Below are 21773 nucleotides of genomic sequence, written 5' to 3'. Positions count from 1 at the left end.
CGTCGGCTCCTCCAATGTGCTGCCGCCGGATTTCGTGGAACATCTCGGTTTCGGCAAACACTATGCCAGCCTCCGGCCGGAAGACATCGGCCTCGGCGACGGCCCCGGCCGCAAGCAATTCGCCGGCCGCGTCACGGCCGCAAGCTTCCTGGGTGCTGCCAACCGCGTGACGGTGGAGACGAACGGCGCGCGCGTCGCCGCCATGCTGCCCGCCTCCGTTGCCGTTCCCGCACAGGGCGAAACGATCACCCTCTCCTTCCTGCCGCAGGACCTGCACACGATGGACGGCGCCCAATGAGCACGGTCATCGACACCTCCATCCTTGCGGGCCGGCAAGGCCCCTCCGGGCGGCTCTCGGATTTCTTCTGGCGCAACCCCAAGATCCTGCTGCTCCTGATGCTGACGCCGCCGCTGCTCTGGCTTGGCATCATCTATCTCGGTTCGCTCTTCGCCCTGCTGCTGCAGAGCTTCTTCTCGATCGACGACTTTTCCGGGCTGATCAATTACGAGTTCACGCTCGCCACCTACAGGCAGCTGCTGATCCCCTCGAATTTCGACATCATCCTGCGCACCGTCCTGATGGCTGTGCTGGTAACGCTCGCCTCCGCCGTCATCGCCTTCCCCATCGCCTATTACGCGGCACGCTACGCCAAGGGGAAATGGAAGGTCATTTTCTATCTCGGCGTCATGCTGCCGCTGTGGTCGAGCTACCTCGTCAAGATCTATGCCTGGAAGCTGATCCTCGCCAAGGAAGGCATCCTCACCTGGGTCTTCGCCAAGCTGCACCTGCTGTGGCTGCTCGATGCCTGGCTGGCGCTCCCGGTCGTCGGCGGCTCCTCCCTGTCGATCAGCTATACCGGCACCTTCATCGTCTTCATCTATGTCTGGATGCCCTTCATGATCCTGCCGATCCAGGCCTCGCTGGAACGCGTGCCGGGCAACCTGATCGAAGCGTCGGCAGACCTTGGCGGCAACCCTGCGCAGACCTTCCGCTTCGTGCTCTTCCCGCTCGCCCTGCCCGGCATCATCGCCGGATCGATCTTCACCTTCTCGCTGACCTTGGGCGATTACATCATTCCGCAGATCATCGGTTCGTCCAGGCTGTTCATCGGCCAGGCGGTCTATGCCCAGCAGGGCACGGCGGGCAACATCCCGCTCGCCGCCGCCTTCTCCGTCGTGCCGATCGTCATCATGGGCCTCTATCTCTGGATGGCCAAACGACAGGGAGCCTTCGATGCGCTCTGATAGAAACGCCTCCGCCCCGCTCGGCCTGAAGGTCGCCGCCGGTCTCGGCCTCGCCTTCCTGCACCTGCCGATCCTGCTCATCTTCCTCTATGCCTTCACCACGGAGGAGAAGAGCTACCAGTTCCCGCCGCCGGGCTACACGCTGCAATGGTTCGCTGTTGCCTGGAACCGGCCGGATGTTTGGGAAGCGATGGGCCTTTCAGTCCGCGTCGCCTCGATCTCGACGGCTGTCGCGCTGGTGCTCGGCACGCTCTGCGCCGCCGCCGTCAGCCGCACGAAGTTCTTCGGCCGGGAGACGGTCTCGCTGCTCGTCATCCTGCCGATCGCGCTTCCCGGCATCATCACCGGCATCGCGCTGCGCTCGGCCTTTTCCTTCGTGGAGATGCCCTTCTCGTTCTGGACCATCGTGCTCGGCCACGCGACCTTCTGCGTCGTGGTCGTCTATAACAATGCGGTGGCCCGCTTCCGCCGGATCTCCGGCTCCCTGATCGAAGCCTCGATGGACCTCGGTGCCGACAGTTTCCAGACCTTCCGCTATATCATCCTGCCGAATATCGGCACGGCGCTGCTTGCCGGCGGCATGCTCGCCTTCGCGCTGTCCTTCGACGAGGTGATCGTGACGACCTTCACCGCCGGCCAGCAATCGACCCTGCCGATCTGGATGCTGGAGGAACTCGTGCGCCCGCGCCAGCGGCCGGTGACGAATGTCGTCGCCATGTTCGTGGTGCTCGTCACCTTCCTGCCGATCCTCGGCGCCTACTACCTCACCCGCGATGGCGATCAGGTCGCCGGCGGCGGCAAATAACCCAACGATAGGGAGAACGTTCATGGACACCCAGATGCTGATTGGCGCGCGCTTCGAAGCCGGCACCGAGGCGGAAGAGCATATTCTCAACCCGAAGACCGGCGGCAAGATCGTCGATCTGCCCGAGGCGTCCTACGCCCAGATCGACGCCGCCGTCGACGCCGCTGAAAAGGCCTTCGTCTCCTGGGCGACGACGACGCCCGCCGAACGCTCCGGCTATCTTCTTCGCATCGCCGACGCCATCGAGAAGGACGCCGACGCCTTCGCTGCGCTCGAATCGCTGAACTGCGGCAAGCCGATCAATTCTGCGCGCAATGATGAGCTGCCCGCCATCGTCGACTGCTGGCGTTTCTTCGCTGGCGCCATCCGCACGCTGCAAGCCCCCGTCGCGGCCGAATACCTGCCCGGCTTCACCTCCATGGTGCGCCGCGACCCGATCGGCATCGTCGGCTCGATCGCGCCGTGGAATTATCCGCTGATGATGATGGCCTGGAAGCTGGCGCCGGCCATTGCCGGCGGCAACACCGTCGTCTTCAAGCCGTCCGAACAGACTCCGCTGACGGCGCTCAAGATGGCGAAACTGCTCGCGGATATCCTTCCCGAAGGCGTTGTCAACATCGTGCTCGGCCGCGGCGAGACGGTCGGCAACGCGCTGATCAACCATCCGAAGATCAACATGGTCTCGATCACCGGCGACGTCGCGACCGGCAAGAAAGTGCTCGCCGCCGCCGCCAAGACGGTCAAGCGCACCCATCTGGAACTCGGCGGCAAGGCCCCGGTCGTCGTCTTCGACGATGCCGATCTCGAATCCGTCGTCGCCGGCATTCGCGCCTTCGGCTACTACAATGCCGGCCAGGACTGCACCGCTGCCTGCCGCATCTATGCGCAGGACGGTATCTACGAAAAGCTCGTCGCCGACCTCTCGGCCGCCGTCTCCACCATCAGGTACAACGACCCCGACGACACGCTGAACGAGATCGGTCCGCTGATCTCCAAGCGCCAGCGCGACCGCGTCGCAAGCTTCGTCGAGCGCGCCGCCGAAGTGAAGCATATCGAGATCACCGCCGGCGGCCGCACGGGCAGCGACGAGGGTTACTTCTTCCAGCCGACGGTCGTCGCCGGCGCGACACAGGACGACGAGATCGTGCGCCGCGAGGTGTTCGGGCCTGTCGTCTCCGTCACGCGCTTCTCCGAAGCCGAGCAGGCGATCAGCTGGGCCAATGACAGCGACTATGGCCTCGCCTCCTCCGTCTGGACGAAGGATATCGGCAAGGCGATGAAGGCGGCGTCGCGCCTGCAATACGGCTGCACCTGGATCAACACGCATTTCATGCTGACCACCGAAATGCCGCATGGCGGTGTCAAACAATCGGGCTACGGCAAGGACATGTCGATCTATGCGCTCGAGGACTACACCGCCGTGCGCCACGTCATGATCAATCACGGCTGATCCTCCCCGCCGCCGGGCAATTCCGGCGAAACTGCGAAGCGGTTTTGCGTGCGGAATTGCAAAGAGTAAGCGCGGCCACCTTCCGGGGCGTCCTCCACGTCCCGGAACTTTTTTGCCTTTCATGCGTCTTATCTGCGATCAATTCGGAGACAAGACCATGCTGAAATGGGCCCTGATTTTTCTCGTTATTTCGCTGATCACCGGCTTCCTAGGCTTCTCCGGCGTTTCCGCCGCCACCGCCACCGTCGCCAAGGTGCTCTTCGCGATCGCACTCATCATCTTCCTGATCTTCCTGGTGCTTGCATTGACCGCAGGCAGCCTCGTCTTCTGAGTGCAATCCATCCCCAGCCACTGTTGCACTCACGCAACAGTGGCGAAATCATGACTACAACAGTCATATAATATTTTGCAGCGCACAGAATCCTGATAAAAACGGTCATCTTATAGACCGTCCCATCAGAAAGTGACCCGCATGCAAAACCGCACCCGCACGCTGCTCTGGCTGGCGCTCGCCGGAACCTCCCTCCTAACGCTGGCCACTATGGCTTCGGCACAGGACCAGGCCGCGACCGCCGATAACGGCGCGACCGTTCTCGAAGAGGTCGTGGTCAACGGCGGCAGCGGCGGCGTCATCACCGCGGACGGCTATGTCGGCAAGAGCAGCGCGACGGGCGCCAAGACCGACACGCCCTTCGTCCAGACGCCCCAGTCGATCTCTTCGGTCACCAAGGACCAGCTGGAAGACCGCAAGCCTCAGAACCTTCTCGACGCCGTCTCCTATACGCCGGGTGTGCGGGTTGGCGGTTATGGTTTCGATCCGCGCTTCGACAGCTTCACGCTGCGCGGTTTCGACATGACCTATATTGGCATTTTCCGCGACAACCTGCGCCAGCCCGGCGCCGGATCTTCCCTGTTCAAGACGGAGCCTTACGGCCTGGAAGGCGTGTCGATCCTGCGCGGCCCCTCCTCTGCGCTCTACGGCCCGGCCGGCGCCGGCGGCCTCTACAACCTCATCAGCAAGCGCCCGACGGAAGAGGCCCTGCGCGAGGTGGAGGTCCAGTATGGCACCCACAATCGCTATCAGGGCCAGTTCGACCTTTCCGGACCGATCAACGAGGAAGACCCCTTCTACTATCGCCTGACCGGTCTGCTGCGCAGCTCCGACACCGAACAGGTCGGCGTTCCCGACGACCGCGCCTATATCGCACCGGCCTTTACCTGGAAGCCGGACGAAGACACCAAGCTGACCATTCTTGGCGAATATTCCCGCACCAAGACCGGCGGCACGGCGGCCTACTATTTCGACGGCACCGAGGTGAGCGATTTCTTTGCCGGCAACCCTGCCTTCAACGATTCCATCCAGAATCAGGGCCGTATCGGCTACGAATTCGAACATCGCCTGAACGACACCTTCGTCTTCCGCCAGAACGCGCGCGCCTCGTGGCTGAATGTCGATGCGGACTGGGCCTTCGCCTACCAGCCGAACGCCGTCGATCCCACGCTGCTCGACAGCAGCGCCGGTAGCTTCGAGGAATGGCTGAACACCTATACGGTCGATAACCAGCTCGAAGCGAAGTTCGATACCGGCGCGCTCGAGCACACGATGATCGGTGGCATCGACTTCACCAAGATCTACTGGAAATCGCTCAACGGCTACGGCTCGACGCCGCCGCTCGACACGAAGAACCCGACGGCCGGCCGGCCGACCGATCCGATCGCCTTCCAGACGAAGAGCGTGCAGGACCAGTTCATCACCGGGGTCTATCTACAGGACCAGATTCGCTACGACGCCCTCACCTTCACACTGGGCGGCCGCTACGACTGGGTTTCGACGGATACCGACAATACGGATCTCGCCTCCGGCGCCGTGGATACCATCAACCAGAAGGACCGCGCCTTTACCTGGCGTGCCGGCGTGACCTACGAAACGCCGTGGGGCATCACCCCCTATGCCACCTATTCGACCGCCTTCTCTCCCAATGCCGGCGTCAACCAGGAAACCGGCAATCCGTTCAAAGCGACGGAAAGCGAGCAGGAGGAAGTGGGCGTGAAGTACCTGCTGCCCGACAGCAACACGCTGCTGACGGCTGCGCTCTTCAACATCGACCAGTCGAACAGCCTCTATTACGAGGTCGTCGACCTACCGAGCGGCCCGGCGAACATCCAGGTGCAGCGTGGCGAGATCCGCTCGCGCGGCTTCGAATTCGAGGCGAACACCTCGCTGGACAACGGCCTCTCGCTGATTGCGTCCTATAGCTACACGCAGACCGAGATCCTGGACGGTCCGACCGGCACGATCGGAAACGAAGTGTCCTCCGTGCCGCGCCACATGGCATCGCTTTGGGCGCATTACGACATGCCGGAAGACGGCCCGCTGAGCGGCCTTGGGCTGGGCGCCGGTGTCCGCTTCCTCGGCGCAAGCTATGGTGACGACGCCAATACCAGCAAGAACAAGTCGCGCGCCCTCGTCGATGCCGCGATCGATTTCGATTTCTCGGCTATCAACAAGGACTACGAAGGCCTGAAGCTCCAGGTCAACGCGACGAACCTATTCAACCGGCAGGACTCCGTTTGCTCGGCCGGCTATTGCTACCGCGATCAGGGCCGCACGGTCATCGGCAGCCTGAAATATTCGTGGTAAGCCCTTGACGACGCTCTCCTCAGAGGACGGGGGAACCGCCTTCAGGCCTGATGGCCTGAGGGCGGTGTTTACCGGCGAACATGCCTGGTGCGGCGAGAAGATGATGCTCTCGTCGGACCTTGAGGGCGCAATCCCGCTCGCCGATTTCCTGGCGGGAAGCGGCTTTTCCGAAACGCTCGACCGGTTCGCCGCAGGCTATGGCAATGCGGACCGGCGCGCGGCGGCCTCCTTCTGGTCGCTCTACTATTTCTCGACCCTGACCATCCCCTATATCATCGCGCGCCGGGCCGAACGCGCGCTGCCGATCGCCTTCGATCAGATGACCATCGCCATCGGCGAGGACGGCCTACCGCGCGCCTTCGGCCTGCCGCATGAGGGGGACTGGAGCGAGGGCGACGATCTCCTCGGCTTCATCACGCCGCTGGTCGACGCACACCTTGCTCGTGCCGTGGCGCTCCTCAAGGAAAAATCCGGCATCGCGCCGAAACTCGCCTGGAACAATGCCGCCGTCTATATCGACTATGCCTTCAACGTGACGGACCGCGCGCCGCCCGAGGGCGACGATCCCTGGCCGTCGCGCCCGCTCTTCGACTGCCCGCTGCTGGCCAACGGCAGCCGCAACCCTTTCCACGGATGCCTGCGCCACGAACTCGACGCCGGCACCACGCAGTGTCGCCGAAAGGTCTGCTGCCTGCGCTACATGCTGCCGGGCATTCCCGGCTGCGGTGAACTCTGCGCCCTGCCTGAACTGAGAAAGCCCGAACCCCGAAAGCAATGACCATGCGCATCCTCGCCGTCCTCACCGCCGCCTTCCTGCTGGTCGCCGCCCTGCCCCTTCGCGCCGAGGTGCACTATCCGCTGACCGTCAAGGATGCGCTCGGCCGCGACGTCACCATCCCGGCGCAGCCGAAGGCGATCCTGCTCGGCAGCGGTTTCAATCTGGTGGCGCTGTCGCTGATCCATCCCGATCCGGTGAGCCTGCTCGCCGGCTGGGCCAGCGACATGAAGGGCGACAACCCGGAAATCTATACCCGTTTCAAGGACAAGTTCCCCGCCATCGAGCAGGTGCCGATCATCGGCGACGGCATCACCATGTCCTTCGAGGCGACCCTGTCGCTAAAGGCCGATCTCGCCATCCTCGCCAACTGGCAGGCCGAAACCGAACTCGGCAAGCAGGCGATCGGCTATCTCGAACAGACCGGCGTTCCCGTCGTCGTGGTGGATTTCAACAGCGATGCGCTGAACAACACCGCCGGAAACATGCGCCTGCTCGGCAAGGTGCTGAACCGCGAGGAGCAGGCCAACGCCTTCGCCGACTTCTATGACGCCCGCGTCAAGCGCATCCGCGATCGCGTGGCTGATCATCCGGAGCCCGGCCCGAGCGTGCTGATGGATGCGTTCCCGAACCCGGAAAAATGCTGCTACGCCTATGGCACCGGCGGCCTCGGCGCCTTCATCGCCATCACCGGCAGCCGCAACATCGCCGAAAGCCTGCCGGCGCAGGGTGGCATCGTCAATCTGGAATTCATCGTCGCGGCCGAGCCGGATGTCTATATCGCGACGGCCTCGCCGGGCGGCACCTACAGCACCTTCTCCGTCGGCCCCGGCGTCGATCCGGCCGAAGCGCGCGAGACGCTCGGCCGCGCCGTGAAAGGCCCCATGCTGTCAAGCCTGAAGGCTGTGAAGGAAGAGCGCGTCTACGGCCTCTGGAACTTCTTCAACGCCGTGCCGCTCAACATTCTCGCCGCCGAAGCCTTCGCCCACTGGCTGCGCCCGGACATTTTTGGCGATGTCGACCCTGATGCAACGCTGAAGGAAATCAACGAAAAGTTCGCCGCCGTTCCCTTCGACGGCGCCTATTGGATCGCGCTCAAGTCGAATTGAACGGTCCCACTCTTCCGGCGATCCGTCGCGCACGCTATATCATGCCCAGGAGGACCTGAATGATCTGGGCATTTGCGGTTGCGGCGGCGGCCATTCTTTATCTCGCACTGCGCTTCCGGCGGTTTCAGAGCTGGGTCGAGCCCGTCCTCACCATTGTCGTGGCCATCGGCCTTGCCGCCGCCCTGCTCATCTGGTTCGTCGAGGACCGCAGCCCTTCCGGCACGGTCGCTACCCCCACCGCCGAGACCCCGGCGCTGTCGGCCGATGTCGTCACGCTCTCCGAAATGCAGGCGACCGTCGGTCAGCCGAAGACCAGCTACCGCGTCACCGGCCAGGTGACGAACAGCGGCACGGTGCCGATGCAATCCTTCTGGCTGGACGTGGTGTTCTCCGATTGCCCCGCCGGCACCTGCCGCGAGGTCGGCCGCGACGATGCGCTCATCGTGTTGCGCGTGCTGCCGGGGGAAAGCGCCGATTTCTCGACCTTCGCCGTCTTCCCCGGCAGCGATCTCACGCCCATCACGGCGCCGAAATTCGACTACGGCGTCAGGAACGTGCGCGCCCTCACCCGTTAAAGCACGGCCAGGACATCGGCGGTCCTGAGCACCGTGGCGAACTCGTGCCGCAGGGTCGCGATATGGGTGCGGTGGACATCACGCGCGGCAATCGTGCCGCCGGCGCCATCCGGCAGGTCGAAGCAATCGCAGGCATCCTCCACGAGAAGCACCCGATAGCCCATATTGGCGCCGACGCGCACGCTGGTCGACACGCACATATCCGTCGAAATGCCGAACAGCACGACCGTATCGACGCCGAGACGGCGCAGGCGCAGATCGAGATCCGTGCCGATGAAGGCGGCGTTGACGCTCTTGCGCACCAGCGGCTCATCCACCTGCGGCTCGAACCCGGGGCGCAGCGCGTTGCCGGGATTTTCACGGCGGAGCGTGGAATTCGGCTCCGCGCTGTCGTGGCAGACATGAATGACCGGCCGGCCGGCACCACGCCAGGCGGCAAGAAGCGCGAGACCATTCTCGTCCAGCCTGTCGTTCCAGCGCGAGGCCCAGGGCGCGGCGTCGAAGGCCTGCTGCATGTCGATGGGGATCAGGACGGCATTGTGCGGAAGGGTCGGCATCGGTTTCTCCTTGAAGCGATACCAGACGAATAGTTGCTTTTCCGTCCGGTTTCGCGCAGCAAGGAGACGGAGTGCCGGACAATCGTCCGGCCGGAGGAGAATTTTCCGGATGAACGAGCTTGATGAGAAGGACAGATTGCTCATCGCCGCCCTTCGCGCCGATGCACGCCAGAGCCTCGTGGAGCTCGCGCGCCACACCGGCCTCTCGCGCAGCGCCGTGCACGAGCGCATCCGGCGGCTGGAGGCGAAGGGCGTGATCGCCGGCTATACGGTGAAGCTCGGTATCGACCGGGACCGCGCGGGCGTAGAGGCGCTGATCGCCGTCGGTTTCCAGCAAGGCCGCAACTGCGACCATATCGTGCCGCATCTCACCGGCATTCCCAATGTCGTGACCTGCTGGTCGCTCGCCGGGCCGACGGATCTGATGCTGCTCGTCGAATGCACGTCCAACGCCGAACTCGACACGGTGCGCCGCCAGATCGCAACGACGCCGGGCATCGCGACCGTGCAGACACATGTCTCGCTGCGCACCCACTTCGATCGCCGCGTCGGTTAGGAAAACAAATAGATGAAGCGTTTTCGTGAATCAGAAATTCAGGAAAACGCTCATCCAATACCTTAGAAATAGATCTTGAACTTCTCGCGAACCGCCTGGTCCGTTGCGAAGTCGAAGAGCGGCCCGCCCGCCTCGGAGAGGATGCGGTTCTTGCGCTCGATGGCCTTCTGCACGAGATCGGGACGGCCGATCTCGGCCCATTCCTTCGGGCTCGTCCGGTCGGCGACGGCGGGATAGACATATTCCGTCTGCATCAGCGACAGCGTCTGCGGGTCGCCGAGATAATGGCCGGGGCCATCGAGGCAGACGGAGCGCATCGTCTCCAGCGAGACGGAGTCTTCCGTGACATCGATGCCGCGCACGCAACGCTGCACCTGTCCGAGCAGATCGTCGCCGAGCACAAGGCTTTCCAGGCAGAAGCCGAGCAGCGAGGCGTGCATGCCGACCGATTCATAGACCATGTTGAGGCCGGAAAGGCCGGCCATAACGTTGGAGATCGCCTGTTCCCAGCCGGCCTGCATATCCGGCAGCTTCGAGTCCGCGATGCCGGCGGCGGCGCCGCCCGGCAGGCCGTAGAACTGGTGCATCTGCGCGCAGCCGGCCGTCAGCAAGGCCTGTTCGCCCGAGCCGCCGGACATGGCGCCGGTGCGCAGGTCCGAGACGAAGGGCCATGTGCCGAAGATCGCCGGATGGCCCGGCGCCATGGCGTTGACATAGACGACGCCCGCCAGGCACTCGGCAACGGCCTGCACGATGGCCGTGGCGAGCGGCGCGGGAGCCGTCGCGCCCGCCTGCCCTGCCGAGAGCAGCAGGATCGGCATGCCGGCCCGGATGCAGGCCTCCATGGTGATGCAGCTCTCTTCGGCAAATTTCATCGGCGGCACGACGAAGCAGTTGGAATTCGACACGAAGGGCCGCGCCCGCCACTTGTCCTCGCCGCCCGCCATCATGTGGATGAGGTCGAAGCAGCCGGCGACATGCGACGGATCGGAGAAGCTGGTGCCGACATGTTTGGACGTGCCGGCGCAGCAGCCGTAGAGCGTGTTGATGTCCATCAGGAAATTGTCGGCCACATCGCGGCAGACCATCGCGCGCTGGAAGAAATGGATGTTGTCGAGATGGTGCACGAGCTGGGCCGCGTTGAAGAGGTCCTTCGCCGTCGACTCGCGGTATTCGCGCTTCTCGACATCGACGATATGCACCGCAGCGCCCGCCGTGCCGTAATAAACGCGGGTACCCGACAGTTCGAGGTCGTATTTCGGATCGCGGCCATGCAGCGTGATGTCACGCGCGGCAACGGCCAGCATGTCCTCCACCAGCGCACGCGGGAAGCGCAGGCGCCCGTCCTCGCCGAGAATGGCGCCGGCGCCGGTCATGATCTCCACGCCGGATTTCGGGGCATTGGCAAGGCCGATATTTTCCAGCGCATCGAGGGCCGCCTCGTGGATGCGGCGCACATTCGCCTCCGTCAGCGGCTTGTACTGGCCGCCGGGCAGGCCCGGACGGATGGGGCGGACGTTTTCCGCAAGCGGTGCTGCGCGCATCGCGACACGGGCCGCGCGGCCGCCGGCACGGCGGGAGGACAAGGTTGCTGCTTCACTCATAGTCCGTCTCCTCCGCTCCCGCGGCAAGCATTCTGTTGATGAGGTCCCCCGACGCGGCGGCGGACAATTTGGCGAAACTGCCATCCTTGACAATGGCGTCCATCTGCTCGGCGATGGCCGCGTGGGTGACGCGGGCGATCATCGAGCCGAGCGAAATGCGGCGCACGCCGATGGCGGCGAACTGCGGCACGGTGAGTTGGCGCAGCGGCCCGGCGGCCAGCGCATTGACCGGCGTCGATACCGATTGCACGACGCGGCGCACCTCCGCCTCGCCCGGCGGCACCGGCACATAAACGAGATCGGCGCCGGCCTTTTCGAAGGCCTGGATACGGCGGATCGCCTCGTCGAGATCATAGACGCCGTTCATCACGCCATCGGCGCGGGCACAGAGAATGAAGGGGCGACCCAGCGAGCGGGCGGCGTCGGCAGCGGCGCGGATGCGCTCAACGGCAAGATCGAACGCATAGGCCGGATTGCCGTCGACCATTTGCGTGTCTTCGATGGAGCAACCGGACAGGCCGACTTCGGCGGCAAGCCGGATCGTCTCGGCAACATCGTCAGGCGCATCGGCAAAGCCGTTCTCGAAATCGCCGGAGACGGGAAGCGGCGTGGCGCGCACGAGGTCTTCGGCGTGCCTCAACGCTTCCTCCCGCGTCACCCGGCCCATGTCCGGCCGGCCGAGCGTGAAAGCGAAGCCGGCGGAAGTGGTGGCGAGCGCCACGGCGCCCGAGGCCACCATCATGCGGGCGGAGCCGATATCCCAGGGATTCGGGATGACGAAGCAGCCCGACTGGTGCAGGTCGTGGAAACGCTGGTGGCGTTCGGCAAGACTGGTCATGCCCGCACCCTCTCCGACTTCGGATCGTACATCGGCGCAAGCGAGGCTTCCGCCTTCACCCGCGTTCCGGCGATCTCGACCTCGTAGCTCGAGGCCAGCACATCCGCCTCGCTCTCACCCTCGCAAGGCACATAGCCCATGCCGATGGCGCCGCCGAGGAAATGGCCGTAATTGCCCGAGGTGATGGTCGAGACGATCTGGCCGTCTCGCACCAGCGCCTCATTGTGGAAGAGCAGCGGCTCGGCATCGGTCAGCTTGAACTGCACCATGCGGCGCTTCAGCCCCTCCTCCTCCTTGCGCAGCACCGCATCACGGCCGATGAAATCGCCCTTCTTGGTACGCACCGCAAAGCCGAGGCCAGCTTCCAGCACATGGTCCTCGTCGGTGATGTCGTGGCCGAAATGGCGGAAGGCCTTTTCGATGCGGCACGAATCGAGCGTGTGCAGGCCGCAGAGTTTCAGGCCGACATCCGCGCCAGCTTCTTCCAGCGCCTCGAAGACATGCGCCGTCTGGTCGGTTGAGACGTAAAGCTCCCAGCCGAGCTCGCCGACATAGGTGACGCGGTGCGCGCGGGCGAGCCCCATGCCGATCTCGATTTCCTGTGCCGTGGCAAAGGGGTGCGCCGCATTGGAAAAATCGTTCGGGCTCACCTTCTGCATAAGGTCGCGTGCCTTCGGCCCCATGACGCAGAGCACGCTTTCGGCAGCAGTGACATCGGTAATGACGACGAACTCGTCCTGCAAGTGCTTGCGCAGCCAGGCAAGGTCGCGCTGGAGCGTCGCGCCGGGCACGACGAGGAAGAATGCCGTTTCAGAAAGGCGCGTCACCGTCAGGTCGCTCTCGATGCCACCGCGGGCGTTCAGCATCTGGGTATAGACGATCTTGCCGGGCGCGACGTCCATCTGGTTGGCGCAGAGTTTCTGGAGGAAGGCCAACGCATCGCGACCCTCCACGCGGATCTTGCCGAAGGAGGTCATGTCGAACAGGCCGACGCCGTTGCGGACAGCAAGATGCTCGTCCTTCTGGTTCTCGAACCAGTTCTGCCGTTTCCAGCTATAACGGTACTCCCGCTCCTGGCCTTCCTTCGCGAACCAGTTGGCGCGCTCCCAGCCCGCCACCTCACCGAACACCGCGCCACGCGCCTTCAGGTGCTCATGCAGCGGCGAGCGACGCACGCCACGGGCCGTCGCCATCTGGCGATAGGGGAAATGGTCGGCATAGAGCAAGCCGAGCGTTTCGGAGACGCGATCCTTCAGATAGGTGCGGTTGCGCTGGAAGGGCTGGGCGCGGCGGATATCGACCTCCCAGAGATCGAAGGGCGCCTCGCCATCGTTCATCCACTGCGCCAGCGCCATGCCGGCGCCACCGGAGGAGACAATGCCGATGGAATTGTAGCCGGCGGCGACCCAGTACCCTTTGAGCTGCGGCGCTTCGCCGAGATAGTAGCGGTCGTCGGGCGTAAAGCTTTCCGGTCCGTTGAAGAAGGTGTGAATGCCGGCGGTTTCCAGCATCGGCAAACGGTTGATGGCGTTTTCGAGGATCGGCTGGAAGTGATCGAAATCCTCCGGCAATTGGTCGAAGCAGAAATCTTCCGAAATGCCGTCCATGCCCCACGGCTTGGCCTTCAGCTCGAAGGCGCCGATCAGCATCTTGCCGGCATCCTCCTTGTAATAGGTGCATTCGTCGGGAACGCGCAGCACCGGCAGGCGCTGGAGGTTCGGGATCGGCTCGGTGACGATGTAGAAATGCTCGCAGGCATGCAGCGGCAGCGTCACGCCGGACATATCGGCCAGTGTGCGCCCCCACATGCCGGCGGCATTGACGACATTCTCCGTCTCGATGGTGAAGGTCTCGCCGTTCTGCTCGCAGGTCACGCCCGTCACACGGCCGTCCTTGGTGACGACGGAGGTGACCTTGACGTTCTCGATGACCGTCGCACCGTTCTGCCGCGCGCCCTTCGCCAAGGCCATCGCGATGTTGGCCGGATCGCACTGGCCATCGAGCGGCAGGTGCACGGCCGCCTTAACATCCGCCGTGTTGAGATGCGGATACATCGCCTTTACCTCGTCGACGGAGATTTCGCGCACATCGACATCAAAAGCACGGGCGAGCGAAGCCTGACGGAAAATCTCTTCCTTGCGCTCTTCCGTCAGCGCCACGGTCATCGAACCGCACTGGCGCATGCCCGTACCGATACCGGTCTCGGCTTCGAGCTTGGTGTAGAGATCGGCGGAATATTTGGCGAGCCGCGTCATGTTCTGCGAGGCGCGCAGCTGGCCGATGAGGCCGGCGGCATGCCAGGTGGTACCCGACGTCAGCTGCTTGCGCTCCAGCAGCACCACATCCGTCCAGCCGAGTTTGGCCAGATGGTAGGCGACCGAGCAGCCGGAGACACCGCCGCCGATAATGACGGCTCTCGCCTTGGAGGGAATGGGTTTGCTCATGCGCGCAGTCTTTCATTGTTCGGGTCGAAGAGCGGGCCGTCGGGCTGGACCACCGCCTTGAAACGCTCACCGTAGATTTCCACCTCGATTTCCGTGCCCGGCACGGCAAGCTCAGCCCTCAGCATGCCGAGCGCGATGGATTTGCCGACGCGATAGCCCCAGTTGCCGGAGGTCGTCTCGCCGACCACCTTGCCGCCATGCCAGAGCGTCGACATGTAGGGCGCATCGCACTCGCCGGCCTCCACCGTCAGCGTCACGAAGCGCTTGGTGACACCCTGCTGCTTCTCCCGCTCCAACGCCGCCTTGCCCTTGAAATCGGGTTTCGCCCAATCGACGAAACGGTCGAGGCCGCCTTGCAGGATCGTGTAGTCGGTCGAAAGATCGCCCTTCCAGGCGCGATAGCTCTTCTCGATGCGCAGGCTGTCCAGCGCCTCCATGCCGAAGGGTTTCAGGCCATGCTTCTGGCCGGCGGCCCAGACGGCATCGAAGATCACGGCAGTATCTTCCACCTTCGTATGGATTTCCCAGCCAAGCTCGCCGGCAAAGGAAACGCGCACCAGCTGGCACCAGCGGCCGGCGATCTGGCAGCTCTGATGCGTCAGCCAGCCCTTGGAAAGGTCGGCATCGGTGACATCGGCCAGAATGGCGCGGGACTTCGGGCCGGACAGGATCTGGCAGGAGAAGTTTTCCGTCACGTCGTCGATGGTAAAGGCGGTATCCTTGGGCAAGTGCTTTTGCAGCCATTCGAAATCGTGCCACTGGGCGGTCGCGGCGGTGATGAGGAAGAAGAAATCCTCGTCCAGCATCATGACCGACATTTCCGTGACGATGCGGCCCTTGTCGTCGGAGAAATAGGCAAGGCCGATGCGGCCGGGCTTCGGCACCTTGCCGGTGATGAGCGAGGACAGCCACGCAGTCGCCCCCTCGCCCTTCACGCGGAAGCGCGAGAAGCCGGGCAGATCGAGAATGCCGGCAGCCTCGGTGACGGCACGGCACTCCGCCTCGATGCGCGGCCGCCACGGCCCCTCGCGGTTCCAGGTCTGGGTCGACTGCTCCGAGAGATCATCGCCCGGCGCTGCATACCAGTTGGCGCGCTCCCAGCCGTTATAGGGCTTGAACTGCGCGCCGAGCGCCTTGATGCGGTCATGGATCGGCGAGAGCTTCCGGTCGCGACCGGCCGGCCAGGCGTGCTTGGGGAAGTGCATGGCATATTCGTGGCCATAGATTTCCATGCCCTTGGCGACGCAATAGTCCTTGTCGGCGGCAAAGGCCGTGTAGCGACGCGGATCGCAGGACCACATGTCCCATTCCGTCTCGCCTTCCGTCACCCATTCGGCCAGCACCTTGCCGGCACCGCCGGCCTGGCAGATGCCGAAGGTGAAGACGCAGGCCTCGTAGGCGTTCGGAACGCCGGGCATCGGGCCGAGCAACGGATTGCCGTCAGGCGCATAGGGGATCGGGCCGTTGATCATGCGCGACAGGCCGGCGGTGCCGAGGATCGGCACGCGCTCGACGGCGTCGTTCAGATACCATTCGAGACGGTCGAGATCGTCGGGGAAGAGCTGGAACGAGAAGTCGTCCGGCATCGGATCATCAGGCGTCACCCAATGCGCCTTGCAGTTCCGCTCATAGGGTCCGAGATTCATGCCCGTCTTTTCCTGACGGAGATAATAGGAGCTATCAACGTCGCGCAGCAGCGGCAGTTTGTGGCCGGCCTCGCGCGACCAAGCGGCGAGTTCCGGGATTTCCTCGAACAGCATATATTGATGGCTCATCACCATCATCGGCACATCGCGGCCGAACCATTTCCCAACCTCGCGGGCATAATAACCGGCGGCGTTGACGACCTTCTCGCAGCGGATGTCGCCCTGCGGCGTGGAGATCACCCATTCGTCGCCCTCGCGGCGCGCGCCGGTGGCCGGGCAGAAGCGGAAGATCTTCGCGCCCATATCGCGCGCGCCTTTTGCCAGCGCCTGGGTCAACTGCGCGGGGTCGATGTCGCCGTCATAGGGATCGTACAGCGCACCGGTCAGGTCATGCGTTTCGAGGAAAGGATATTTCGAGCGCATCTCGTCGGGCGAGAGGATATCGAGGTCCATGCCCTGATAGCGCCCCATGCCGACGACGCGCTTGAACTCCTGCAACCGCTGCTTGGAATGGCCGAGGCGGATCGAGCCGGTGACGTGGTAGTTCATGGGGTAATCGACCAGATCGCCCAGCTCGCGATAAAGCGATGCCGAATAGCGCTGCATGTTCATGATCGACCAGGAAGACGAGAATGTCGGCACGTTGCCGGCGGCATGCCAGGTCGAGCCGGCGGTCAACTCGTTCTTTTCGAGCAGCACGCAATCCGTCCATCCGGCCTTGGCCAGATGATACAGCGCCGACGCCCCGATGGCACCTCCACCGATGATGACGACACGGGCATGGCTTGGCAGTGCGGACATTCTCTTCCCCTTGGTTGTCCCGGATTTGTGGCAATCAACGGCCTTTGCGGCAAGCGGGCGAAAATCGCTTTATTAATCGACAATACCGATTACACTTCCGTCAAACACTCGGAAAAACACGGCACATTCATGCAGATCGTTCTGATTGAGACATTCCTGGACCTGATGGAAACCCGCAACTTCAACCGGACGGCGGAGCGGTTGAACATCACTCAATCGACGGTCACTCATCGCATCAATGCACTGGAGACGCTGTTTGCGCGGAAACTCTTCGCCCGCAACAAGGGTGGCACGCAGCCGACAGCCGCCGGACTGCGCTTTCTCGACCATGCAAAAGCGTTGCAGCATCAATGGCATGAGGCGACGCGCGCGGTGGAGACGGCCGGCGCCTACGAACGCTCGATGCGCATCGGCCTGCAGCATGATCTGGCCGCCCATTATGCCGGTGACTGGCTGGCGGCGGTGCGCAAGGAATTGCCGGGAACCTCGATCTATCTGGAAGTGGACTATTCCAGCCAGATGAACCGCGATCTCGGTGCCGGCGACCTCGATCTCGCCATCCTCTTCACCCCGCATTACCTGCCCGACCTGCACTACGAGCGTATCGGCGACGTGCATTACGAGATGGTGAGCAACAAGGTGAGCCGCATCGAGGATGTGCGGCCGGAGGACTATATCCAGGCCGTTTATTCCCCCGCCTTCGACCGGCTGCATCGGCAGGCCCATCCGGCGCTTTCCACCGCGCCGATCGCCAGCGGCGAGACGACGGCGATCCTGGCCCTGATGCAGAAACTCGGCGGCTCCGCCTTCGTGACGGAGGCGGATGCGAAACGGCTACTGCGAACTGGCGCCGTCAGCCGCGTGGGAGGCGCCGAGCCGATCGCCCAGGCCGTCTATGCCGCCGTCAACGTGCGCACCCGCCACGCCCACCAGCACCGGCGCATCATCGCCGTGCTCCAGGCGCTGCTTGCGGCATGAGGCATTGAAACCAACAGGCGCGATGCCTATTAACGGGCAAACCGCACCCAACGAAGGAATCGCCCATGGCCGCCCGCGACCGCTATTCGCGCAAACTCGAATGCGCCATGTGCGGCAATTCCGGCTATGCCGAGGTCTCGGAAGACGATATGCCAACGCGCAAGGACCCGGATTTCAAGATCGACGCGCTGCCGCCGGGCTTCCTCACGGAGCGCCCGTCGAAATATCCCGACAGGCACATGATCCGCTGCCGCTGCGGCCACATCTTCAAGTTCCAGCAGAAGACGGTCTATGCCGAGGGCGGCGAGCCCCGGCGGCGATAACCCCTACCCCCGCCCGACGAACGGCATGTTGGTCGCCATCACAGTCATGGTCAGCACATTGGCGTCGAGCGGCAGGCTCGCCATGTAGATCACGGCATCGGCGACGTGCTTGACCGACATGGTCGGTTCGCCGGCGATCTCGCCGTTCGCCTGCAACACGCCGGCATTCATCTTCGATGTCATGTCGGTGGCGGCGTTGCCGATATCGATCTGGCCGCAGGCGATGTCGTATTTGCGCCCATCGAGCGCCGTCGATTTGGTGAGGCCGGTGATGGCGTGTTTCGTCGCTGTGTAGGGCGCGGAATTCGGGCGCGGCGCGGTCGCGGAAATCGAGCCGTTGTTGATGATGCGCCCACCGCGCGGATGCTGCGCCTTCATGATCCGGAAGGCGTGCTGGGTGCAGAGAAAAGCCCCCGTGAGGTTGGCGGCAAGAATGCTCGACCATTCCTCGAACGGAATGTCCTCCAGCAGGGCCGGCGACACATTGGAGCCGGCATTGTTGACGAGCACGTCGAGCCGGCGGAAGTCCCGCTTCACCGCATCGAAAGCCGCGGCTACATCGTCCGGCTTGCCGACATCGCAGGCGATGGCCCGGACGGGATTGCCGGTCTCGCCGGAAATATCCGAGGCCGCCTTTTCCAGCACATCCGCACGGCGGCCGGTGATGACGACCCGATATCCCTCCGCACTCAGGCCCCGCGCAATGGCAAGGCCTATGCCCGTGCCGCCGCCCGTCACCAGTGCGATCCTGCCGTTGCCGGTCCTGCCCCAATCGGTCATGTCAGCCCTCCGCCGCTTTATTCTGCCCTGTCACGCCCGACGCACGGAACGCGGCCGTTCGAACATCCAGGCCGGAAACGGCGGAAGCGGTACGGAGCGGCGGCGCAGCCGGGGCGCGCCCGTTCTACGACGTGTTTCCACGCTTGACCAGCAAAGAGGCGCGGCTACCCCACACGGAGCAGCCGATCGATCTTTATGTCAGGAATGCAGATGGATTCGCTCGCGGCGTTCACGCATCGCCACAAGCTCCTGTTCGATATGGATTTTTCGCGCCTCGTCCATCGCGGCTGCGATGGTCTGGCCGATCACGCGCACGCAGTGCTCGGACAGCGGCTCCGAGACCCCATGGCATTCTGCTGCATGAATTTTGTCGAGTGCGCCGGCAAGAAGCCGCGCATAGTCTTCCGGTTTGCGACCCATGTTCCCCACCTTTTTTTGATTATGCCCGCAGAAAACCACACAATGCGGCAAAAAGCCACACATTTCTCACATGCCAAATGAAAATAATTGTGGGGATTCACAGGACCTTTCGGCGCTGGAATGCTGGAAAACGAGATTGTTCAGAAATGACGCAGGGGCGCGCCGGAAAACCTCATCCGGCGGCAGGAAACACGATCTCGGCCTGAAAGCCGTCGATGCGGCCCGGCACGGGCGAGGTCAGCACAAGGTTTGCCCGCATCTGCTGAAGCAGGCGGTCGGCAATGGAAAGGCCGAGGCCAGAACCGGCAGCGACGGTCCTGCCGCGGGCAAACCGCTTGCGCACAGCAACAAGCTCCGCTTCGGAAAGCGGTGGCGAGCCGTTGGAAATACGCACATTTCCCTCGCCCGTAAGGTCAACCTCCACAGGCTCGTAGGCCCGTCCATGCAACAGCGCGTTCTCGATGAGGTTGCGCAGAACGATGGCAAAGGCGTCAGCCGTGCCCTCGTAAAGGCGCGGCGCGGCAAGCCTGTTCGTAAAATGGATACGGTCCGCATCCTCGCAGGCGCGCTGGAAATCGGTGACCACAATGCCGACGACATCGGCGATATCGAATGTGGTTTCCGCAACGCCAATGCCCGCTTCGGCGCGGGCGAGCTGGAGCAGCTTTTCCGTCAGCTTTGTGAGCTTTTGCAGCGATGCCTCGATCTGCTGCGCACGCGCCCGTGTCGGGCTGTCCTTGAGTTCCGAAAGCAGAAGCTGCGTTTGCGCGAGCGCGCCGGCAAGGGGCGTGCGCAGTTCATGGGCACTGTTGGAGGTGAATTCCCGCTCGGCGGCGATGACGGCGCGCAGGCGTGAAAGCAGCAGGTTGACCGAGCGCAGGATCGGCTGGAGTTCGTGCGGCAGATGCGCCGCCTCGATGGCCGCGAGATTGCCGCCGTCCTTCTCCGCGATCGCCGCGCGCAGCAGTTCGACCGGCGCAAGCACGCGCCGCACGGCAAACCAGACGGCTGCGATGGTGATCGGCACGATCAGCAGCACCGGCAAAAGCAGGGCGAGCGATCCTTCGCGTGTCGCCTCCTCGCGCTCCTCGGCGGTATCCTTGACCTGCACGAAGGTCGCGCCGTCGGCGGCCACCGCGGTATAGATGCGCCCGTCCTCGGCCTGCCAGAAGCCCTCCTTCAACGGCGCCTCGAATGGCTTCATCGTCGCGGAATGCGAATGCAGCAGGACACGGCCCGTCAGGTCACGCACCTGATAGGATAGATACTCCTCCTCGACAGGTGCGCGCAGCGCCTCGATGCGCTGAGGTTCGTCCGGATCGTCCCGACTTCTGAGATCGTCGAGCAGAAGCGGCGTCAGGCGCTCGGCCGTTTCCTGCAGGGCGCTGTCATAGATCTCGCCGAACTCGTCCTGCATGATCAGCGCGCCGAAACCGACCGCGACGAGCCACAGCGCCGTGATGGTGACCGTGACCCACAGCATCAGCCGGCCGGCGAGGCTTTGGTGTCTCGGGCGCGCAGCGCGGCGTGTGTTCGCGTTCTCGATCATCGTCCCAGCCTGTAACCGATCCCGCGCAGCGTCTCGACGCAATCCCTACCGAGTTTCTTGCGCAGTCGGCTGACATAGACTTCCACCGTGTTGCTTTCGATCTCCGAGCCGAAGGCATAGAGCGCCTCCTCGATCTCGCTCTTGGAGACGATGGCCTCCGGACGGTTGGCAAGCCGCGCCAGCACGGCCCATTCCCGGCCGGAGAGATCGACCGGCTTGCCATCGCGCAGCACCCGGCGATCGGCGAGCTGGATGGAGAGCGCGCCGGTCTCTAGGACCGGCAGGGAAGAACCGGCATAGCGCCGCGCCACGGCCAGCATGCGCGCGCCGAGTTCGCCGAGATTAAAGGGTTTGACGAGATAATCGTCCGCCCCGCTGTTCAGGCCTTCGATCCGGTCGGAGATCTGGTCATGGGCGGTCAAGATGATGACAGGCGTCACCGCGCCGGCACGGCGCAGTTCCGTCAGCAGCGTCAGCCCGCGGCCGTCGGGCAGGCGCAGGTCGAGCAGGATGAGATCGTAATCGACCGCCTTCGCCGCCCCTCTGCCGTCGTCAAGCGTCTGCATCCAATCGACGGCATGGCCGAGACCGGCCACGTAATCGCGCACCGCCTCGCCCAAAACGGCGTCGTCCTCGATCAAAAGAATTCTCAAGCCACACTCCCGGAACCGGGAGCC

21 protein-coding genes are annotated in these 21773 nt (G+C 63.8%); 12 read left to right on the top strand and 9 right to left on the bottom strand.

Annotated features, from left to right (window positions below; genetic code table 11):
• The 9 genes from ACOZK4_RS17950 to ACOZK4_RS17910 form a co-directional block, all read left to right on the top strand.
• Positions 1–298 (top strand): TOBE domain-containing protein (locus tag ACOZK4_RS17950; protein WP_421593058.1); only part of this gene is annotated, 298 nt, incomplete at its 5' end.
• Entirely contained in the window at positions 295–1245 is a 951-nt protein-coding gene (locus ACOZK4_RS17945; protein ID WP_421593057.1) for an ABC transporter permease, read from the top strand. The genes ACOZK4_RS17950 and ACOZK4_RS17945, both read left to right, overlap by 4 nt.
• Positions 1235–2050 carry an ABC transporter permease gene (locus tag ACOZK4_RS17940; RefSeq protein WP_313530010.1) on the top strand — a complete coding sequence of 272 codons (816 nt, stop codon included), beginning with the start codon at positions 1235–1237 and terminating at the stop codon, positions 2048–2050. The genes ACOZK4_RS17945 and ACOZK4_RS17940 overlap by 11 nt, the downstream gene beginning before the upstream one ends.
• A 22-nt stretch (positions 2051–2072) precedes the next feature.
• Positions 2073–3500, top strand: coding sequence for a gamma-aminobutyraldehyde dehydrogenase (locus ACOZK4_RS17935; RefSeq protein ID WP_421593056.1), 1428 nt, complete (start codon positions 2073–2075; stop codon positions 3498–3500).
• 157 nt (positions 3501–3657) lie between these two features.
• A complete protein-coding gene (locus ACOZK4_RS17930; RefSeq protein ID WP_421593055.1) occupies positions 3658–3831 on the top strand; it encodes a DUF1328 domain-containing protein in 174 nt (57 codons plus the stop codon).
• A 141-nt stretch (positions 3832–3972) separates the two neighbouring features.
• Positions 3973–6141, top strand: coding sequence for a TonB-dependent siderophore receptor (locus tag ACOZK4_RS17925; RefSeq protein WP_421593054.1), 2169 nt, complete (start codon positions 3973–3975; stop codon positions 6139–6141).
• 100 nt (positions 6142–6241) lie between these two features.
• Positions 6242–6919 (top strand): siderophore-iron reductase FhuF, encoded by a 678-nt coding sequence (fhuF, locus tag ACOZK4_RS17920; protein WP_421593063.1) that lies wholly within the window; start codon positions 6242–6244, stop codon positions 6917–6919.
• Between the two features lie 2 nt (positions 6920–6921).
• Entirely contained in the window at positions 6922–8025 is a 1104-nt protein-coding gene (locus ACOZK4_RS17915; RefSeq protein ID WP_421593062.1) for an ABC transporter substrate-binding protein, read from the top strand.
• Between the two features lie 59 nt (positions 8026–8084).
• Positions 8085–8600, top strand: coding sequence for a hypothetical protein (locus ACOZK4_RS17910; protein WP_313530000.1), 516 nt, complete (start codon positions 8085–8087; stop codon positions 8598–8600).
• Here the strand turns inward: ACOZK4_RS17910 and ACOZK4_RS17905 are convergent.
• The gene (locus ACOZK4_RS17905; RefSeq protein WP_421593053.1) at positions 8597–9157 is read right to left on the bottom strand and encodes a cysteine hydrolase family protein; all 561 of its coding nucleotides are present in this window, start codon (positions 9155–9157) and stop codon (positions 8597–8599) included. The two genes, ACOZK4_RS17910 and ACOZK4_RS17905, sit on opposite strands and share 4 nt — an antisense overlap.
• Before the next feature lie 109 nt (positions 9158–9266).
• Between ACOZK4_RS17905 and ACOZK4_RS17900 the strand changes: the two genes are divergently transcribed.
• Complete coding sequence (locus ACOZK4_RS17900; protein WP_421593052.1) at positions 9267–9713, top strand: Lrp/AsnC family transcriptional regulator; 447 nt, start codon at positions 9267–9269, stop codon at positions 9711–9713.
• A 62-nt stretch (positions 9714–9775) separates the two neighbouring features.
• Here the strand turns inward: ACOZK4_RS17900 and ACOZK4_RS17895 are convergent, their stop codons facing one another.
• The 4 genes from ACOZK4_RS17895 to ACOZK4_RS17880 are packed head-to-tail and all read right to left on the bottom strand — an operon-like array spanning position 9776 to position 17046.
• Positions 9776–11317 (bottom strand): trimethylamine methyltransferase family protein, encoded by a 1542-nt coding sequence (locus ACOZK4_RS17895; protein ID WP_313529992.1) that lies wholly within the window; start codon positions 11315–11317, stop codon positions 9776–9778.
• Positions 11310–12155: an isocitrate lyase/PEP mutase family protein gene (locus ACOZK4_RS17890; protein WP_421593051.1), complete on the bottom strand. Its 846-nt coding sequence runs from the start codon at positions 12153–12155 to the stop codon at positions 11310–11312. Before ACOZK4_RS17890 ends, ACOZK4_RS17895 begins: the two co-directional genes overlap by 8 nt.
• Positions 12152–14599, bottom strand: coding sequence for a GcvT family protein (locus ACOZK4_RS17885; RefSeq protein ID WP_421593050.1), 2448 nt, complete (start codon positions 14597–14599; stop codon positions 12152–12154). The genes ACOZK4_RS17890 and ACOZK4_RS17885 overlap by 4 nt, the downstream gene beginning before the upstream one ends.
• On the bottom strand, positions 14596–17046 hold the full coding sequence (locus ACOZK4_RS17880) for a GcvT family protein (protein WP_421593049.1): 2451 nt from the start codon (positions 17044–17046) through the stop codon (positions 14596–14598). Before ACOZK4_RS17880 ends, ACOZK4_RS17885 begins: the two co-directional genes overlap by 4 nt.
• A 129-nt stretch (positions 17047–17175) precedes the next feature.
• Between ACOZK4_RS17880 and ACOZK4_RS17875 the strand changes: the two genes are divergently transcribed.
• Both ACOZK4_RS17875 and ACOZK4_RS17870 read left to right on the top strand, forming a co-directional pair.
• Entirely contained in the window at positions 17176–18024 is an 849-nt protein-coding gene (locus tag ACOZK4_RS17875) for a LysR family transcriptional regulator (protein WP_421593048.1), read from the top strand.
• A 65-nt stretch (positions 18025–18089) separates the two neighbouring features.
• Positions 18090–18347: a hypothetical protein gene (locus ACOZK4_RS17870; protein WP_421593047.1), complete on the top strand. Its 258-nt coding sequence runs from the start codon at positions 18090–18092 to the stop codon at positions 18345–18347.
• 3 nt (positions 18348–18350) lie between these two features.
• Here ACOZK4_RS17870 and ACOZK4_RS17865 read toward each other — a convergent pair whose 3' ends face one another.
• The 4 genes from ACOZK4_RS17865 to ACOZK4_RS17850 form a co-directional block, all read right to left on the bottom strand.
• Positions 18351–19127: an SDR family oxidoreductase gene (locus ACOZK4_RS17865; protein ID WP_421593046.1), complete on the bottom strand. Its 777-nt coding sequence runs from the start codon at positions 19125–19127 to the stop codon at positions 18351–18353.
• A gap of 198 nt (positions 19128–19325) precedes the next feature.
• Positions 19326–19547 (bottom strand): hypothetical protein, encoded by a 222-nt coding sequence (locus tag ACOZK4_RS17860; protein WP_421593045.1) that lies wholly within the window; start codon positions 19545–19547, stop codon positions 19326–19328.
• A gap of 172 nt (positions 19548–19719) precedes the next feature.
• Entirely contained in the window at positions 19720–21096 is a 1377-nt protein-coding gene (locus tag ACOZK4_RS17855) for a sensor histidine kinase (RefSeq protein ID WP_421593044.1), read from the bottom strand.
• Entirely contained in the window at positions 21093–21749 is a 657-nt protein-coding gene (locus ACOZK4_RS17850) for a response regulator (protein ID WP_421593043.1), read from the bottom strand. The genes ACOZK4_RS17855 and ACOZK4_RS17850 overlap by 4 nt, the downstream gene beginning before the upstream one ends.
• Between the last annotated feature and the right edge of the window lie 24 nt (positions 21750–21773).

Origin of the sequence: Shinella sp. M27, assembly GCF_049199905.1 — a bacterium.
GTDB lineage: Bacteria > Pseudomonadota > Alphaproteobacteria > Rhizobiales > Rhizobiaceae > Shinella.
Note: the sequence above shows the minus strand (reverse complement) of the source record. Positions and strands in the feature narration are given on the sequence as shown.